General features: G+C 32.7%; 18 protein-coding genes. 14 read left to right on the forward strand and 4 right to left on the reverse strand.

Annotated elements, in window-relative coordinates:
- The first annotated feature begins 18 nt into the window (after positions 1–18).
- Both QJ521_RS00285 and QJ521_RS00290 read left to right on the forward strand, forming a co-directional pair.
- On the forward strand, positions 19–210 hold the full coding sequence (locus QJ521_RS00285; RefSeq protein ID WP_282838367.1) for a heavy-metal-associated domain-containing protein: 192 nt from the start codon (positions 19–21) through the stop codon (positions 208–210).
- Positions 201–734 carry an RsmD family RNA methyltransferase gene (locus QJ521_RS00290; protein WP_282838368.1) on the forward strand — a complete coding sequence of 178 codons (534 nt, stop codon included), beginning with the start codon at positions 201–203 and terminating at the stop codon, positions 732–734. Before QJ521_RS00285 ends, QJ521_RS00290 begins: the two co-directional genes overlap by 10 nt.
- A gap of 19 nt (positions 735–753) precedes the next feature.
- Here the strand turns inward: QJ521_RS00290 and QJ521_RS00295 are convergent, their stop codons facing one another.
- Complete coding sequence (locus QJ521_RS00295; protein ID WP_282838369.1) at positions 754–1206, reverse strand: VanZ family protein; 453 nt, start codon at positions 1204–1206, stop codon at positions 754–756.
- Between the two features lie 103 nt (positions 1207–1309).
- Entirely contained in the window at positions 1310–2149 is an 840-nt protein-coding gene (locus QJ521_RS00300; protein WP_282838370.1) for a hypothetical protein, read from the reverse strand.
- 135 nt (positions 2150–2284) lie between these two features.
- Between QJ521_RS00300 and QJ521_RS00305 the strand changes: the two genes are divergently transcribed.
- Together QJ521_RS00305 and QJ521_RS00310 are read left to right on the forward strand one after the other, a co-directional pair.
- Positions 2285–2503: a YneF family protein gene (locus QJ521_RS00305; protein WP_347568064.1), complete on the forward strand. Its 219-nt coding sequence runs from the start codon at positions 2285–2287 to the stop codon at positions 2501–2503.
- A gap of 61 nt (positions 2504–2564) precedes the next feature.
- A complete protein-coding gene (locus QJ521_RS00310) occupies positions 2565–3482 on the forward strand; it encodes a hypothetical protein (protein ID WP_282838371.1) in 918 nt (305 codons plus the stop codon).
- Positions 3483–3505: 23 nt separating this feature from the next.
- On the opposite strand, the gene plsY is transcribed toward QJ521_RS00310, so the two are convergent.
- A complete protein-coding gene (plsY, locus tag QJ521_RS00315) occupies positions 3506–4183 on the reverse strand; it encodes a glycerol-3-phosphate 1-O-acyltransferase PlsY (RefSeq protein ID WP_282838372.1) in 678 nt (225 codons plus the stop codon).
- A 144-nt stretch (positions 4184–4327) separates the two neighbouring features.
- Between plsY and parE the strand changes: the two genes are divergently transcribed.
- From parE to QJ521_RS09695, 7 genes are all read left to right on the forward strand, one after another.
- On the forward strand, positions 4328–6292 hold the full coding sequence (parE, locus tag QJ521_RS00320) for a DNA topoisomerase IV subunit B (protein WP_282838373.1): 1965 nt from the start codon (positions 4328–4330) through the stop codon (positions 6290–6292).
- Entirely contained in the window at positions 6292–8880 is a 2589-nt protein-coding gene (gene parC / locus QJ521_RS00325; RefSeq protein ID WP_282838374.1) for a DNA topoisomerase IV subunit A, read from the forward strand. Before parE ends, parC begins: the two co-directional genes overlap by 1 nt.
- Positions 8881–8890: 10 nt before the next feature.
- Positions 8891–10528, forward strand: coding sequence for a nucleoside kinase (locus tag QJ521_RS00330; RefSeq protein WP_282838375.1), 1638 nt, complete (start codon positions 8891–8893; stop codon positions 10526–10528).
- Positions 10529–10543: 15 nt separating this feature from the next.
- Positions 10544–11596, forward strand: coding sequence for a hypothetical protein (locus tag QJ521_RS00335; protein ID WP_282838376.1), 1053 nt, complete (start codon positions 10544–10546; stop codon positions 11594–11596).
- Positions 11597–11685: 89 nt separating this feature from the next.
- Positions 11686–12537, forward strand: a complete 852-nt coding sequence (gene tsf / locus QJ521_RS00340) for a translation elongation factor Ts (RefSeq protein ID WP_282838377.1) — start codon at positions 11686–11688, stop codon at positions 12535–12537.
- Between the two features lie 98 nt (positions 12538–12635).
- Positions 12636–15095, forward strand: a complete 2460-nt coding sequence (locus QJ521_RS00345) for an ATP-binding cassette domain-containing protein (protein ID WP_282838378.1) — start codon at positions 12636–12638, stop codon at positions 15093–15095.
- A 47-nt stretch (positions 15096–15142) separates the two neighbouring features.
- Positions 15143–15358 (forward strand): YgaP family membrane protein, encoded by a 216-nt coding sequence (locus QJ521_RS09695; protein WP_430757343.1) that lies wholly within the window; start codon positions 15143–15145, stop codon positions 15356–15358.
- A 45-nt stretch (positions 15359–15403) separates the two neighbouring features.
- Here the strand turns inward: QJ521_RS09695 and QJ521_RS00350 are convergent, their stop codons facing one another.
- On the reverse strand, positions 15404–16009 hold the full coding sequence (locus tag QJ521_RS00350; RefSeq protein WP_282838379.1) for a TetR/AcrR family transcriptional regulator: 606 nt from the start codon (positions 16007–16009) through the stop codon (positions 15404–15406).
- A 435-nt stretch (positions 16010–16444) separates the two neighbouring features.
- Between QJ521_RS00350 and QJ521_RS00355 the strand changes: the two genes are divergently transcribed.
- Genes QJ521_RS00355 through QJ521_RS00365 form a run of 3 tightly spaced genes read left to right on the forward strand, consistent with a single transcriptional unit; the run spans position 16445 to position 19460 of the window.
- Positions 16445–17653 carry an acetyl-CoA C-acetyltransferase gene (locus tag QJ521_RS00355; RefSeq protein WP_282838380.1) on the forward strand — a complete coding sequence of 403 codons (1209 nt, stop codon included), beginning with the start codon at positions 16445–16447 and terminating at the stop codon, positions 17651–17653.
- Between the two features lie 26 nt (positions 17654–17679).
- Positions 17680–18402 carry a beta-ketoacyl-ACP reductase gene (locus QJ521_RS00360; protein WP_282838381.1) on the forward strand — a complete coding sequence of 241 codons (723 nt, stop codon included), beginning with the start codon at positions 17680–17682 and terminating at the stop codon, positions 18400–18402.
- 32 nt (positions 18403–18434) lie between these two features.
- Positions 18435–19460 carry a 3-oxoacyl-ACP synthase gene (locus QJ521_RS00365; protein WP_282838382.1) on the forward strand — a complete coding sequence of 342 codons (1026 nt, stop codon included), beginning with the start codon at positions 18435–18437 and terminating at the stop codon, positions 19458–19460.
- Position 19461: the final 1 nt, after the last annotated feature.

Here is a 19461-nt window from a genome sequence, read left to right on the forward strand (position 1 = left end):
ATTTAAGGAGGTTTACATATGAAAGTAGAAGTTCCAGACATGACATGTAAACGTTGCGTGAAAAAAATTGAAGAAGCTTTACTTGAAGAAGGATTGAAAGCAAAAGTCGAGTTGACTGATAAGAGTATTAGCTTTGAAGGAGAACACGAATTAGATCGTATTCGAGACACTGTTGCTAAGGCTGGTTATTCAATTCGAGTATGCGTATAGTTGGTGGAAAACATCGCGGTAGAAATCTCTTAAGAGTAAACAAACCGACAACAAGAGAAACTTCTGATTTTGTAAAAGAGTCTGTATTTGGAATATTAGGTGGTAGAACTCCTGGTATTGTTTTAGATTTGTTTGCTGGTGCAGGATCGTATGGGCTAGAAGCAATTAGTCGAGGAGCAAGTTTATTATATGCAGTTGATAGTGATATTGCAGCGATTTTGACGGTTGTTGAAAATGCAAAAAACATGGGTGAAACCGATAAGTTAAAGGCACTACACCGTCCTTATGATCGTTTTTTAAATAAATTAAATAAAGATGTTCGATTTGATCTTGTCTTTTTAGATCCTCCCTATTTCATGAATATATGTGAAGATATATTAATCAAGCTCTACGCTTTTTTAAGTCCATCGGCGAAAGTTGTCTGCGAGACCAATAAGTTTACTGAATTAGGCGATGTTGCTGGATACACGAAAATAAAAGAAAGAGTTTATGGGCGTAAAAAAATAACGATTTATCAAAAATAATAAAAAAAGAGAAGTTTCATCAACGGATGGATTTTCTCTTTTTTCTTTGTGCAAAATGTGCTGTTATCAATATTGAGAGGGTTGCTCCTAGCTGATCGATTAAAATATCAATGACTGAAAAGACACGGCCATCTGAATAGATTTGGATACATTCATCGATAATCGCGGTCATGTAACAAATAACGATTGCTAATAAAACTGATATGCTTATCATTCGCTTAGGTGCATGAAATGTTTTAAACCATAGAAACCCTAAGATAAAGAATTGCACAAAGTGTGCTAGTTTCCTAATAATCAGTGATAATAAGCTTAAATCAACTTGGATGCCAAATACATTTAAAACACTCATTACATTAGAAACAATGAAACCACTTTGAGCTCCTGAGATGTCTGCTGGTAAAAATGAGTTGAACCAGATGATGACTGTGACTAAAATCGAGGTTAGCAAATAACCTTTATTGATATTTTTCATAAGCATCCTCTTAAATAGAATCAAACTTCAGTTTTATTGTATCACCGATTGTTTGATGTGAATTAAAAAAAAGACAAAAACTGTTGTTTAAGTCTTTTGCTTATTACTTAATCAATTTTTCTTTCAACTTAACTATATTTTGACTTTCATCTATTTTAAACCATAATTTATTGTAGTGATATTTTTCTAAACTGTCTAGATATTTAGCATAACTGACAGGTTTTATTTTTGTTAATCGTTCATTTTCCATATTGACTTGATCACCAGTAGCAATCCAATATAAATAGTGTTTTTCGATCTTTTTATTGTTATGAATTAAAACGACTTCACCAATTGGGTCAACGATATATATATCATTTTGAAAGAAGTCTTTGATTTCAAGACGGATTTTATCCTTGGGAATGTGATATTCATATGTCAATTCCTTTTTTCTACCGATAAAAAGAATCACATATTCATTTTTGATTTTCTTGTTCTCGATTAATATAACGATACCTAATATAAACGCGACTCCTGAAACTGCCATTAAAACATATCGGATAGAATCTTGCATAAAATAATACGATCCAATACCTATGAGAACTGAGCCTATTAGGATACCATAACTCATTAAATCATTTAATCTTTTGGTTTGAATATCACTTGAGAAGTTTTTAAGTTTTTTTCTAAACTTCAGTTTACCAAATTTAAAACCACCGGTAAACATCATAAACAAAACAAATGCGAAAATAACAGGTAAAACACGGCTCATAAAGTATAGCATGACAATGGTTGATTCATAACCAGCACGAAAAACATTCAGCCAATCAACAAATGATGAAACAAAAAAGACACCTAACATTATGATAGGTATTTTACGGTTTTTTCGTAGGATACTATATATGAAATAAGAAAGAATAAAATAACTTGCTAAACTCATGACAAAATTGATGAAATCTTGCATGTTTTCACCCCTTAAAATGTGCTATTCTCCACAATTATAATGAAATTATGTGAATATGTCAAACTTGGCTCTTTAATACTTGTATTTTAGAAGTTAATCAAGTAAAATATGGTTAGCAAGTTAGGAGTGATGCATATGATAGCATTATGGTTAGCAATCGTATTGATGGTCGTAACGTTATTGGTTGGAGGCGTTCTTGGGTTTTTCTTAGCACGTCGTTGGTTTAAAAAATATCTTGAAAAAAATCCACCAGTTAACGAATTAATGATTCGAGAAATGATGAGACAAATGGGTAGAACCCCATCAGAAAAACAAGTACGTCAAATCTTAGCTTCAATGAATCAATACAAATAATTTTATTTCATTAAAATGACATATTTTAATATGTCTTTTTTTCTAGAAGGAGATGCTAAAAATGTTAGAAACAAAAGAGATACAAAGAATGTTAAATATGATCTATCATCATGGTAGACCATTAGAAGAAGCGCGTGTGAAACATCTTTTTTTTGATGGTTCTGCAGATGATGTCATCAAGGAACTATCGAGATTCCAAAATCCAGATGGGGGATTTGGACACGCATTAGAACCTGACTTATGGAATCCTAATTCAAGTCCTATTCAGTGTTGGGCTGCAATTAATATTTTAAGAGAACTAAATTTTGATCGAAATGCACCTTTAGTCAATAAGCTTGTTGACTATTTAGAAAACACATTTGATGAAAAAACATTAAGATGGCCTTTATTAATTCCCTCAAACGATGAGTATCCGCATGCACCATGGTGGTCATATCGCGAGATGGAGCCTCAATTTAACCCATCAGCATCGATTGCAGGATTTTTGATTAGATATACCAATCCTTTAAATAAAGCGTTTAAATACGCAAATAAGGTTGCTAGAGGAGCAATTGATTATATAAACAATACAAAAGATGCAATAGAAGTTCATGAACTCAATTGCTTGGTTGAAATGATGAATGATGTCAGTGATTTATTTAAACATTATCAACCTTATATAGAAGCAAAACAGAACATGATATTGCATATTGAAAACACCATTGAAAAAGATCGATCAAAATGGTTTACTGAATATTCAGTTCGTCCTTCATTTTTGATTAACTCTCATCCTTCTATTGGATCTGAATTGTTTTTTGATCTAGTCCTAGAAGAACTTGATTTAGCCGTACAAAACAGAAATGAAGATGGTTTATGGTCTATTACATGGACTTGGGATGATTATCCTAGCATTTATAAAGAGGCTGCATTCATTTGGGAAGCCATTATCGCACTCGGTTACTTAAAAATGATGTATGAATTTGGCTATATAAAAAAATAAAGTGCGAAATTCGCACTTTTTGTTTACTCAGATTCTTTTGTTTTATTGTTTTTAGGAACAAATTTATATTCAGTACCTAATTGTAATCGTTTATAATTTGCTTTGTGTCTAATAAATATTAATGTTCCAAGCACAGCTACGACGCATAGATCCATAATCCTGGTCGCTAAGTTAAACTCATGAACGTCTAAGAAGACACGAATAATGAAATAAATTAAAGCACTTGATGCAGCAATCGTTGATGATAAACTCACATAACGAGTTGTAAAGAAAACGATAAGGAAAATAACAATAACTGCAACAGCTAACCATGGTTCAATAGCAAATATCATACCAGCACTGGTTGCGACTGCTTTTCCACCTTTGAAATTGATATAAATTGGAAATACGTGTCCTAATACAGCTGCCATCCCGTAAATGCTTGAAATATTGATTTGATACTGACTGACTAAATATAAGCTTGTATCACCAATAAAGAAAACTAACATAATGACTAAAGCACCTTTTAGGGCATCAAAGATAAAGGCAAAGATGCCATATCTAAATCCTAGAACACGGATTGCATTGGTTGCTCCTGTGTTTTTTGAACCATAATGTCTAATATCTACGTTTTTAAATACTTTTCCAATTACAAGTCCACTTGGTATTGATCCTAGAAAATAGGACAACAACATCAGTAGACCAATCCATAAATATGTCATATAAGCACCCCACTCTTTAATCATTATATCATGAGTGCTTTAAGATTAAAATGAAAAAACAAAACAAAATTAAAACATAATCAAAGATTGTAGTTGACTATATTTTTTGGTATAATAGAGACATAAAATGAAGATGGTGATGACGTGAATAAAACAAACAAAATTTATGATGAAAAATCGATTCAGATACTTGAAGGGTTAGAAGCTGTACGCAAAAGACCTGGGATGTATATCGGATCGACAGATGCAAAGGGATTGCACCATCTCGTATGGGAAATCGTCGATAATGCAATTGATGAGTCCTTATCGGGATATGGAACTGAAATCACTTTGACAATTAAAGCTGATAATAGCATTGAGGTTTCTGATAATGGTCGAGGTATGCCGTATAAAATGCATACGTCAGGCAGACCTACAACAGAAATCATTTTTACTGTTTTACATGCTGGTGGGAAGTTTTCTGATGCAAGTGGTTATAAGGTATCTGGTGGACTTCATGGTGTTGGTGGTTCAGTTGTTAATGCATTGTCACAGTTTTTAGAAGTTACGATTTATCGTGACAATGGCATTTGGCATCAACGCTTTTCTGAAGGTGGATCAAAGATAAGTCCTTTAGTACGCATAGGCGATACTAAAAAATCTGGAACAACCGTTTGGTTTAAACCAGATCCTAAAATATTTTCAACAACACTTTTTATTTATGATTTGATTAAAGAAAGGCTAAGAGAGGCTGCATTTTTAATTAAAGGGTTGAAAATCAATTTAATTGATCAAAGAAAGCCTCAAAGAGAGTCTTTTAAATATGATGATGGTATTAAAGCTTATATCGAATTGCTAAATAAAGATAAAAAAGCAATTAATGAAACGTGTTTGATTTCTTCTATCTACAATATTCCAGATAAGAAAAAGAAAACAATAGATATTGAAATCGCCTTACAGTTTACGGATGGTTATCAAGAAAATATCTTATCTTTCGTTAATAATGTTCGTACCAAAGATGGCGGGACACATGAAATAGGCTTTAAATCAGCACTAACAAGGTCATTAAATGATTATGCAAGAAAATATGCCATTTTAAAAGATAAAGATAGCAATTTAGATGGTTCTGATATTCGTGAGGGGTTAACAGCTGTTATATCGCTTAGAATGCCTGAAGATGTCTTAGAGTTTGAAGGACAAACCAAAGGTAAACTTGGAACACCTGAAGCAAGAAACGCAACCGATACAGTTGTTTATGAAAAAATGACAACGTATATGGAAGAAAACAAAACAGTTGCTAGTCAAATTATCAATAGAGCTTTATCAGCACAACGTGCTAGAGAAGCTGCAAGAAAAGCAAGAGATGAAGCAAGAAATGGAAAGTCTAAACAGAAAAAAGAAGTTTCCTTAAGTGGTAAATTGACGCCTGCTCAAGGTAAAGATAAGAGTTTAAACGAATTATTCTTAGTCGAAGGGGATTCAGCTGGAGGTTCAGCTAAACAAGGTAGAAACCGTCGTTTTCAAGCAATCCTTCCACTGCGTGGTAAAGTCATTAACTCTGAAAGAAGCAGTCTAGATACTATTTTGAAAAACGAAGAAATTTCAACGATTATTCATACAATAGGTGCTGATTTTGGTGCTGACTTTGACTTAAAGAAATGTAATTATAATAAAGTTATTATTATGACGGATGCAGATACCGATGGTGCTCACATTCAAATATTACTATTAACTTTCTTTTTCAGATATATGCGTCCATTAATTGAAGATGGAAGGTTATATTTAGCACAACCACCTTTATATAAATTAACGAGAAAAAAAGGTAAAAAAGAAGAAATTTATTATGCATGGAGCGATGAAGAGTTAAAAGCATTATTAGATGGAAATCCATATAACCTTCAACGCTACAAAGGTTTAGGCGAAATGAATGCTATCCAACTTTGGGAAACAACAATGAATCCTGAATCACGTTCTTTAATTCAAGTAAAGATTGATGATTTAAGCGCATCTGATAAACGTATCTCTATTTTAATGGGAGATGATGTTTTACCACGACGTGCTTGGATTGAAGACAATGTAGATTTTGAAATCAGCGATGATTTCGACTTGCAAAATGGGGGATTAGAATAATGTCAGTCATTGATCGCATCGACAAATATGTTGAAAAAGTAATTGAATCTACCCTTGAAGATATTGTTTCTGAGCGTTTTGCAAGATATTCGAAATATATTATTCAAGATCGCGCACTCCCAGATGCTAGAGATGGGCTAAAGCCTGTTCAGCGTCGTATTTTGTATGCCATGCAACAAATGGGAATGCTTCACAATAAACCTTATAAAAAATCAGCAAGAATTGCTGGAGAAGTTATGGGTAAATATCACCCACATGGTGACTCATCGATTTATGAAGCGATGGTACGTTTAAGTCAAGACTTTAAGATGAGAGTTCCTTTAATCGATATGCATGGTAACAATGGGTCTATCGATGGTGACTCAGCAGCTGCAATGCGTTATACAGAAGCAAGACTTTCAAGAGCTTCTGAAGCCTTATTAGGCGATATTGATAAAAGAACTGTACCTTTCGTTCCTAACTTTGATGATGAAGAATTAGAACCTACGGTATTACCAGCAAAATTTCCTAATTTATTAGTTAATGGAGCAACCGGTATTAGTGCAGGTTACGCGACTAAAATACCTCCTCATAATTTAAGAGAAGTCGTTGAAGCTACGATTGCTTATTTAGATAATGAAAACATAACGATTGAAGAAATTACTAAAATGATTAAGGGTCCTGATTTTCCTACAGGTGGTATTGTCCAAGGACAATCTGGTATTTTATCAGCCTTAGATAAGGGATCTGGAAAAGTTGTGATCCGTGCGAAGACAGAAATTGAAGAGATTTCTAAAAGCCAAGATCGAATTATTGTTACTGAAATACCTTATGAAGTGAATAAAGCAGATTTAGTTAGATCAATTGATGTGCTTCGTATTGATAAAAAAATAGATGATATTTTAGAAATAAGAGATGAATCTGATCAGCAAGGCTTAAGAATTGCCATTGATTTAAAAAAAGGTGCAGATGCACAGTTTATTTTAAACTATTTGTTTAAATCATCAGATTTACAAGTCGCTTATAATTACAATATGGTAGCAATCCTTAATCATCGACCTGTATTAGTCGGTGTTTTACCAATCCTTAAAGCATATGTTGATCATCAAAAAGATGTCATAACAAACCGTTCAAATTATGAGCTTGCTAAAGCGAATAAACGTCAACATATCGTTTTAGGTTTAATTAAAATGGTTTCAGTTGTTGAAGACATTATAAAAATTATTAGAAAATCACAAAACAAGCAAAACGCAAAAGAAAACATTATGGAAGCATTCGGTTTTACTGAAGTTCAAGCTGAAGCGATTGTTACATTACAACTTTATCGTTTATCAAATACTGATATTTTAGCACTGCAACAAGAAAGCGATAATTTACTTGCTTTTATTAAAGAATTAGAACACATCTTATCAAGTGAACAAGCATTAAGACGCGTTATTAAGCGTGAATTAGTTGAAATCGTGAATTTACTTGGTGAAGATCGCAGATCTGAAATTGAAGCTGAAATTGATGTGATTAAGATTGATCAAAAAGAGTTAATTAGTGAAGAAAGAGTTATGATAGGTATTACCAAAGAAGGTTATATCAAGCGTGCTAGTACAAGAAGTCATCAGGCTTCACTAACCATAGGATTAAAAGCACAGGATGCTTTAATCTTTGAAAAAGAATTAAATACTCTTGATACATTATTAATCTTTACCAATCTAGGTAATTACATCTATTTACCAGTCTTTAAGATTGATGAGCAAAAATGGAAAGATTTAGGTATTTATATCAATAACATTACACCGATCGAAAAGAATGAAAAAATTATAAAAGTTATCGCGGTTTCTAACTTTAAAACTGATGAAACGATTCTTTTAGCAACGCTTCATGGGATGATGAAACAAGCAAAACTTCAAGACTTTGAAGTCACAAGATATAGTAAACCTATTAAAGCGATGAAACTATCTGATGATGATCAGTTAATCCATGTTGATATGCATGAAAAACCAAACATCTTGTCTTTATCTAAAAAAGGTTATGCTCTACGATTTAGAACTGATGATTTGCCTTTATACGGCTTACAAGCAGGTGGTGTAAAGAGTATGTCTTTATCAGAAGGAGATCAAGTTGCAGCAGCACTTTACGTGAATACATCCGATGATTTTGTTATATTAACTTCAAGAGGTCACGTGATTAAAGATGTTGTTGAAGAATTACCAATTTATAACCGTAATAGACGTGGTATCTTAGTCATCGATCATCAAAAAACAAATCCACACTATGCTGTTTCTGGAGCGAGACTATCCAAACAGCAACAAAAAGAAAATGTTGATGTTAGAATCGTTACAGAAAACGGATCACTCATGCTTACTGTAAGTGATTTAAAGTATTCTGGAAATAAGTTCGGTAAAAAACTGTTTGATGAAGAAGCATTAGGCAAAGGCTTTATTATTGAAGTATTTGATGCAAAAGATGATGATATTGAGCTAAAAGTAACAAAGTTACCACCAAAAAAAACACCTAACCCTATAGAAACCATTGATCTTAAAGAAGAGATTGTTACTGTAGATGATAAGAAGATTCATTTGAATAGACTTGATTTATTCGATGAAGATGATGAATAAGGAGTAAACGATGAAATTAACCATTGATGGAAAAGATTATACATACGAACAGCCATTATCACTTAAGGATGTTGCCAAAGACTTAAAAGAAAAAGATATGCTTGCAGCAACCGTAAATGGTAGACTCAGAGAATTAAGTTATATTCCAACAAAAGATAGTCATGTTGAGTTCTTAAAGTTTAATCATAGTGATGCCATTCGTATTTATGAATCGACGCTACGCTATGTGATCGCCATGGCATTAAGGAACTTGTATCCAAAAGTTAAAATAAAGTTTAATTACAGTATTTCAAGATCGATTCTAGCTGTATTAGATGGCTTAGATGAGATTTTAAATGCGCAAATCGTTTTAGAAATCGATCAAGAAGTTAAAAGGCTGATTGAACAAGATTTAACGATTACTAGAAAACGTGTCTCCATTGGTGAAGCTATTAAAATTTATAATGATTTAGGTATGCAAGATAAAATATCTATTTTAGGATATCGTGAAGAAGATTACGTCAACTTATATGAATGCTCACAATATATTAACTACATGTTTGGTTATATGTTACCTTCAACAGGATTTTTAAGAGATTACAAGCTTTTCTTATATCATCCGGGATTCATTATTCAATATCCTAGAGCTGAATTTAACGGGCAAATCCCTGCATTTAATGATGAACCAACTTTTGGTTCAGCACTTAAAGAAGTTGCTAAGTGGGGTAAGATTATCCAAGGGAATACGATTCCTAAAATTAACGAATATGCTAAAGAAAGAAAACTATCTGTTGATTTTGTTAATATGTGTGAAACAAAACATGCACATCAACTTGCAGAATTAGGTGAGATGATCGCAAGTAATATCGATAGTATTCGTTTAATCGGTATTGCTGGGCCATCGTCATCAGGTAAAACGACATTTTCAAATCGCTTACGTGTTGAATTAATGACGAGAGGCATTAAGCCTGTTATGATTTCAATCGATGATTATTATTTAGGTAAAGATAGCGCACCAAAAAATGAAGATGGGTCACCTGATTTAGAGCATGTTGATGCACTTGATGTTGAATTATTCAATCATGATATGCTTGCTTTAATTCAAGGTCAAACAGTTGTGTTACCACACTTTAATTTTATGTCTGGAAAACGTGAAGCAGGTCATACCATTCACTTGCCTAAAGATTCTCCAATTATTATTGAAGGTATCCATGCATTGAATGAAAAATTAACAAGCAGTATTCCAAAACATCAAAAATTTAATATATATATATCACCTCAGACGCAATTACATATTGATGATCATAATCCAATTAGCATTACTGAATTAAGATTGCTTAGAAGGCTTGTTAGAGACCAAAAATACCGTAATTCTTCTGCAATTGACACACTAGATATGTGGCCATCAGTAAGACGTGGCGAGTTCAAGTGGATTTATCCAACCCAGAAACAAGCCAATTATGTTTTCAATTCAGAATTAACTTATGAGTTTGCTGTCTTGAAAAAACATGCAGTTCCACAACTACAAGCTATATCTAGAGATAACAGACATTATATAACAGCAAACCGTTTACTCAAATTTTTAAAATATTTTTCTAGCATCGACGATGATATCGTCCCATGTAATTCATTACTTCGTGAATTTATTGGAGGATCAAGTTTCAACTAAGAAAGGAATATATGTATGAAAGCTTTAGCAAATATGGATCGCATTCAAATCTCAAATGAAGTGATGTTACTCTTATTGTCACTTTATGAATCAAAAGGTAAATCGTATTATTACGATGACCTTTTTAGTCGGGATGCCCATGCATTTGAAAAAAACACAATGGAGAGCAACTTAATCGCTTTAGCGCGCTATCTTGATTTAAAAATGACAGATGCAAGAATTAAGTTATTCGCTAAAAAACCGATGTCTCCAAGAACAAAAGATGAACATTTATTATTCAACTTAAAAACTGCTTTATATCAATTGCATAAGAGTCCTGAATCTTTCGAACTTTTAGTTAATGAAGTTGGGAATTTGATTAAGCTTTTATCTAAAAATACTGATCCCATTCAATTTAATACTTATGAGATTAAAGAAGAGGGCATGTTAAGACTTAAGAAACATTCAAAAAAAGAAGATTTAGAACAATTGATGCATTTGTTTGAAAGAAACGTTAAGACTAAAAAATATGAGTTGACCCAACTGATTACCAATTTTTATGTTGATTTCTTGAATTTAGATATCGTATCGAAACATAATGATTTGGTTGCTTTAATTATGTTATACTCATTATTAGCTAAATATTTCAATGTTTTTAAATATGTTAGTTTCTTTAAGCACTTTTTAGTCGATAAAGATGGCTGGCAATCAGGCATTGTTACCGCAAATTATTATTGGTCTTCAGGGTTTGCACAAACAGAGATGTTATCACGAATGTTATTGAATCTATTATTGAAATCATATGAAGAAGTCGATGATATGGCACATGAATATCGCTTTGAAAAGGATTTGAATAAATCTGATAATATTGAAAATACTGTGATGAAACTTGAAGAAATTTTTGCTAAAGAGGACATTAGAAAAAAACATCCAAATGTAAGTGATGCAACCATTGATCGAACGCTGAAGAGATTAAAGGATGAAGATAAGATACGTCCTTTAGGTAAAGGCAGAAGCTCCAAATGGCAGCGTATCGTTACAGGTAATAAAAAGTATGGTATGGAACAACTTTCGTTGTTTGGCGATTAAAGGCATTAGCCTTTTTTTGTTTTTAACAAGCATTTAGTCAGCAAAAAGTTAATGATTCGATATAATAGATATTGTGACAAGGAGGAACTATGGACACAAATCTTATTAAAAAACTGAGAGAACAAACGAATAGAGGTGTGCTTGAATGTAAAAAAGCATTGGCATTAAATCACAACGATTATGACAAAGCTTTAGCGTATTTAAATGAAACATATGAAGCTCCTAAAACAAATGACCGAGTCGCTTCTAAAGGTTTATGTCATGTTGTTATAAAAGATGATGAAGCTATTTTATTTGAAGTGAATGCAGAAACTGATTTTGTTGCTAAAAACGAAGACTTTTTGAAACTCGTTAATGACTTAGGTGAAAGGTTAATCGACTCAGACGTTAGCAATGCTAAATCTGCATTAAAGCTCGACATCTTTGAGACAAATATTGAATCACATATTAAGAAAGTGAGTGCAACGATTCAAGAAAAGGTTAATTTGCGACGTTTTTATCGTGTTCTAAAAGCATCAAATCAAACCTTTGGCACTTATTTTCATGGCGGTGGAAGGGTCGTTACTTTAGTCATCTTAAACCAACAAAATGAAAAGTTAGCACGTGATTTAGCTTTACAGATTGCTGCAACTTCACCTATTTATTTAGATCTATCTTATATTGATATTGACACGATGAATTATGAGAAATTTATGTTTGAGAAAAAACACGGTCAGTTTGATGAAAAAGCATTTCATCAATATTTAGAAAGTATTACATTGTATACACAACCATTTATTTATGAAGATGATAAAACTGTTGAAGCGATTCTATATGAACATCATGTTCAAATCATCGATTTCTTTAGATTTGAACTCGGTCAAGGTATTGAAGACAAACTCAATTGCAGATTAGATATACCTTGTGATGGTTCTAAAATAACTGTAACACCCATATATTAGGTTTATGATCAGACAAAGGAACTCGTTTCCTTTTTTTGTTTTATCACATTTACTTATTGTCTTTTTAATGCTACAATAAGAAAAGCGAGGTACATACGATGATTGAACTTAAATGGGTAACGAAGCTATATCCAGCTTCTAAAAAAGAGAGGGTTATTGCCTTACATAACGTGTCTTTAACATTCCCGCAAAAAGGAATGGTTTTTATTATTGGCCCTAAGAAAAGTGGAAAAACATCATTACTAAAAATCTTAAGTGGTTTAGATAAACCTTCTTTTGGAGATGTTTTTTATGATGGTACTTTAGCTGGCTTTGAACGCAAAGGCGAAAAAAGCAAGCATTTAATTACTTATGTATCTACGATTTTTGAAAATCATAATGTTAAAAGATTACAAACCGTTAAACAATCTGTTAAACAAGTTAAGCGTGATCAAGATTTAGTGAATCAATCGCTTCACCAAGCAAAGATTAATGATAAAGCAAAGTCGTTAGGATTACTTCTAACGCGTTTAGAGGGACAAAAAGCAGGTTTAGCTAAAGCAATAGCAAAAGATTCGAAAGTTATTATCATTGATGATCCTGATATAGATATGATGGATTCATTAAATGAATTATCTAAAGATCGATTGGTTGTCATTGCAACTGAGCAAAAAGAGCTTGCACAAGTCTATGCTGATCGTGTGATTGAAATTGAATTCGGAAAGATTATATCAGATACTATTATCAAGAAGAAAAAAATAAAAGGTTCTCTTATTGAGCTTACTAAAGATACTGAAAACACAAAAAACATACCAAACCTTTCTGTTTTGCAGTTGGGTAAAAGAATTGTTGGATTGATGCTATTTACGTTATCCTTAACGCTTGTGCTTTCATTTCTTGGTTCATTTTTCGCTTTAAGAGATTTTGATTTGAATCAAACCATGGCTTATACGATGGAACAAAATGAGTCATATATTGTTCCACTCCAAAAATATCAAGAGCGTGCTTATACATTTGGTTGGCCATTTATTGTCCGTGCTGGAACACATGCTATTGATGATGTCAGTTTAAATTATATATCAGGTATTAGAGGTAAAACTGGGAATTTATTACCGGTTTATCCTGCATATTACTTTAATAAGTCAATACAGGATTTCTTTGAATATGATTTTTCTGAAGCAACTTTTGATTTTTCAAAGACCTATGATGCTATCCATTTTACTGAGATCATTGTTGTAGACGATTATTCAAGATTCCATGAACCTTTATTATATGGGTCATTACCAAGTCAATCTCAACAAATTCTCATTTATGATTATATGGCTGACCAATTGCTTCAAACAGGGTTATTATCCGTACAAACAAGAGAAGATATGATTGGTTTAGTCTTAAATGATCGAGATACCAATTTAACGATTGAAATATCTGGTATTCTAAAAAGTATTTATACACAGTTTGATTATATTAAACAAACCAACCATGTAGATTATCCAATTGAAAAAATATATTTAGCTGAATTGCAATCTATATATGGTAGTTCCTCATTATTATCATCTGTCATTGCTGAATCCAAATCATATTCCGTCATGGAAACAGCCTTTTATACTTCTGAACAATATGGTTATATGATTGATACAGATATTAGAAAGTTAAATGTAGTGACTTCAACTGATCACTTAACATTTATTGGTGATATTTCTCCAGATTTCAGAAATCCTCGTGGAATGTTGATTTCTAATCATCAACTTGCTCATCTTTTAGGTGTTGATGTTGGTGAAATAACCGAATCGTTTGTCAACGATTTAGATTTATATGAATCTTTTGAATTTAGTGCTGGGACATTTCATTATAATTACTTGCAATCTAAGTCACAATATCGTAGTATTTCATTACCCGTATATGGTATATATGAAAGTGATACATTAGATGAAAATCAAATGCATGTTTACTTTCCAAATCAAAAACCTTTCAACACAAATGGTGAGTTAAGAAGATTATATTTATCACTAAGTGATGATTGGGAACTCAATGAAAAAATCTTGGCATTATTTGTATGGCCAGAAGATAAAGCTGTCGCATTTTTCTATGAAAATGTTGGTTTCTTAAATGAAGATATTGGAATTTATGCTGCTGACCGTTTGATGGCTTCACAAACGCAAAGTTACATTAATAGTTTTTCATTAAATTATGCTTTGATTTCATTTGGTTTACTCGTCACAACCCTCATGACATCTTATGTCTTATCTAGACTATCTATTAGATGGAGTTATCAAGATACATTGCTGAGTCGTTCAAATGGTTATAGTGATAAAAAATTAAGTTTATTCTACACTTTAAGAATGTCCATATGGATGATTTTAGCGATTGGTTTATCCGTGTTGATGCTACGCTATTTATTAAATAATCTTAACCAAAGTGGTCTACAAATTTATGAATATATGTACTTTAATTTAGCACCAAAAGCTAGTTACTTAATCTTTGCTACAATCATCATCATTCCAATAATACTACTTACTTTTGGATTGTTAAGACTCATTCATTTAAAAAAGCTTTCGAAACTCAAAATAAATCATTTATGACTTTATCTTTAATCTGTAATATAATATAGATATAAAGAGGTGATGGTATGAAGTACAATGAAAACATTGGAACAATTGATCAGTACATTCGTTATTTCTTAGCGATCGTATTCCTTGTATTATCTTTTATTGTAAATTTGTGGTTCTTTGTTGGAACAATCATTATGTTCGTAACTGGTTACTTCAAATTTAGCGGTCTCTATAAGCTACTTGGTATTAGCACTAACAAAATAAAAGAATCCTCCGAAGAGGACATAGATTAGGCCTGATTAAGGCCTTTTTTATTAAAAAAATAAGCTCAATTGAGCTTATCTGAACATACCTGATTTTAAGACTTTCATCACATTATCGGTAATATTTTCTAAATCCGCATCAGTTAAAGTATCTCTAAATAAAACTTGTAACCCGACGAAGTTTGAAATTCCCATTAAAATGTATGATAATGTTTCTAAATCGATATCATCTTTAACCTCACCATTTCGAACTGCATGGCTTAACTGTCTGACATAGTCGTGGCTAAATGTTTGATAATATTCTTTGAATAATTCTTTATCTGCAAACATTGATTCCCAAATGATACGATATGCAAGAGGATCATCCCATGCGAACTTTAAGAATGCTTTTATCCCTAAACGTTCTTTTTCATAACGGGTGTCTGCGTGTTTAATGCCTTCTGAGATAGCTTTTCTGATGGATCTACGGTATTTGCTTAGTAAATAAGAATATAAAGCGAATTTATCGTCAAAATATAAGTAGAAAGTTCCCGTAGCAATACGTGATTTTTCAATGATTTCGTTGATTGAAGTTGCTTGATACCCATTTTTAGAAAACAGCTTTCTTGCAGTTTCAATAATGTTATCAAATGTTTTTTGTCCATCTTTTCGTTTTGGAAGACGATAATTCGTTTGATTCATGTTATCACCTAATATAAGTGTATATCAAAGATTGAAAAAAAACAATGAAAAAATCTTTTATAAATTTGCATTTAATTCATTTGATATCAATCATTTGATGGGTTTTCTTTATGCTTTGTATAACAAAGATATCTACAAAAATGATTATTTTTTATGGCCTACTTCCATCTTATAATTGTTTTTTTTATATGGATAAGGACAATTGAAATCTTTGTTATTTATAAAGGTGTACAATTATTCATAAAACGCATGCAAATCATTGACATTATAGATGCACTATGATAAAATAAAATCGAAATATGAACATCTATTCATGTTAGGAAATTTGAGTTACACGGTTAAGAACAACTTGATTAAGCCATTGTATTGTTTTTAATTTGTGTAATCAATTTTTTACGGAGTTATTGAAAACGCTTTTAAGAAAGGAAATTAAAAATGAAAAAAGTTTTTGTAGTTGGTGCAAAGCGCAGTGCAATCGGTTCTTTTATGGGTACACTATCACCGATGCATCCCGCTGAATTCGGTTCACAAGTTTTAAAAGTTCTTCTTGAGGAATCGAAAGTTGATGTTAAAAAGATTGATGAAGTTTTAGTAGGTAATATTTTACCAGCTGGATTGAAACAAGGTGTCGCACGACAAATCTCGATTTACTCTGGCATTCCTTCAACTGTACCTGCGTATGGTGTTAATATGGTATGTGGTAGTGGGATGAAAGCTGTGATGAATGGATATTCTAATATCGCATTAGGTTTACATGATTTGGTTGTTGCTGGCGGTGTTGAATCTATGAGTGGCACACCTTATTTAGTACCTGCACAGGTAAGATCAGGATTAAAGATGGGTGAACAGCCTTTAAGAGATCATATGCTTTATGATGCATTAACAGATGCATTTGAAGGTTATCATATGGGTGTTACTGCTGAACATATTGCTCAAAAGTATAGTATTACTCGTGAAGAGCAAGATGCGTTTGCATGGGATTCACAGCAAAAAGCAGCTAAAGCGCAAGATGAAGGTAAGTTTAAAGAAGAAATCGTACCTATTATTATAAAAACGAGAAAAGCAGACATCACTTTTGATGCTGATGAATATATTAATAGAAGCACATCTTTGGAGAAGTTAGGAACTTTAAGACCTGCTTTTCAAAAAGATGGTACAGTAACTGCTGGTAGTTCCTCAGGAATTAATGATGGTGCTAGTTTTATGATGCTTGCAAGTGAAGATGCTGTTAAAAAATATAATTTAAAACCTTTGGCTGAAATCGTTGGTGTCGGTCAAGGTGGTGTTGATCCTTCCATTATGGGTTTAGGTCCAACACCTGCTATTCAACAAGCTTTAAAACAAGCAAAATTGAACATTAAAGATATTGGATTGTTTGAATTGAATGAAGCATTTGCTGTTCAATCTCTTGGTGTTGTTAAAGAGTTAACAGACGCATTTGATATTACAAAAGAAGATTTAATGTCAAAAACAAATATTAATGGTGGTGCCATTGCATTAGGTCACCCTGTTGGGGCAAGTGGAAATCGTATTATGGTTACACTTCTACACGAAATGCTTAAACAACCTAGAATCGAATACGGTTTAGCAAGTCTATGTATTGGTGGCGGTATGGGTACTGCAGTTATTTTAAAAAAAGTTTAAGTAAAAAAATATAAAGGAGACTTATTATGGGAAGATTAGATAACAAAGTTGCTGTCATTACTGGTGGTGCAAAAGGAATCGGCCAGGCAATCGCTATTGCTTTTGCTAAAGAAGGTGCAACAGTGATTGCAGCTGATATGGGTGATTTAGAATATACAGAAAAAAATGTATTTGGTTATAAACTCAATGTAACTGATGTACCTGGTGTACAAATGTTTTATGATGATGTTGTAGCAAAATATGGTAAAGTTGATATTTTAGTAAACAACGCAGGCATTACACGTGATGCGATGACAAGAAAAATGACGGACGATCAATGGAATGCTGTTATTGATGTGAACCTAAAAGGCGTATTTAATATGACACGCTTATTTGGTCCACTGATGGAAACGAATCAATATGGTTCAATCATTAACATCTCATCTGTTGTTGGACTATTTGGAAATATCGGTCAAGCAAACTATGCAGCAACTAAAGCAGGCGTTATTGGCTTAACCATGACTTGGGCTAAAGAATTTGCTAGGAAAGGTGCTAACGTTAGAGTAAACGCAATCGCTCCTGGATACATCATGACTGACATCTTAAAAACAGTTCCTCAAGAATTATTAGATAGTTTTGCAAAAATGACAATGTTAGGACGCCTTGGACAACCTGAAGAAATCGCTGATGCTGCAGTATTCTTAGCATCAAAGGAATCATCATATATTACTGGTCAAACATTAAATGTTAATGGTGGCATGCGTTTATAATCGAAAATTTCAAAAGAAAGAAGGGGTTCCTTGTGAATCAAAACAATGTAGGAATCGTCGGAACAGGTATCTATTTACCAAAAGATAGAATGCAAGCTAGCAAGATTGCTGAAGCTACAAAAGGTATATGGAGTGAACAAGCTGTTATTGACAAGTTAGGCATTAGAGAAAAAGTGGTTCCAGGAAAACTTCCTATGGATGGAACTCAAGAAATGGGTGCACTTGCTGCATTAGATGCCATTAAGAATACTGGTATCGACCCATTGACCATCGACGTTATTTTAAGTGTCACTGAAGAATGGAAAGAATATCCATTAACAACTTCAGCTTTATATATTCAAGATCGTATTGGTGCATTGAATGCTTGGGGCATAGATGTTCAAAACCGTTGTTGTACTACTGTATCTGCGATGAAGATGGCTAAGGATATGTTGATTTCTGATGATGAAATCAATATCATTATGGTCGTTGGTGGATACCGCAATGGAGATTTTGTGGACTATGCTGATAAAGATATGTCAATGATGTACAATCTTGGAGCTGGTGGTGGTGCAATTATTTTAAAGAAAAACCACAACAAAAACATACTTTTAGGATCTCATATGATTTCAGATGGTTCATTATCAAGAACTGCAGGTGTTGAAATTGGGGGCTTATGCAATCCAATTACGCCTGAAAATCTAAAAGAATCTAAAAAATCATTAAGATTAATGGATCCTATTAAAATGAAAAATCGATTAAATGAGGTTTCAATGCCGAATTGGTATAAATGTATTGATGAAGCACTTAGAAAATCTAATATGACGAGAAAAGATATTGATTACTTAGGTATACTACATATCAAACGCTCTGGTCATGAAGCAATGCTTAAGGAATTAGGTTTAACAAGTAAACAATCGATTTATCTAGAAGATTATGGTCATATTGGTCAAATTGATCAAATATTATCACTTCATTTAGCTCTAGAGACTGGACAAGTAAAAGATGGTAGCGTCGTTTGTATGCTAGCAGCTGGTATTGGCTATGTTTGGGCTGCAAACATAATAAGGTGGGGTTGAC

The sequence above is a fragment of the Peloplasma aerotolerans genome, from assembly GCF_030012175.1.
GTDB lineage: Bacteria > Bacillota_I > Bacilli_A > Acholeplasmatales > Acholeplasmataceae > Peloplasma > Peloplasma aerotolerans.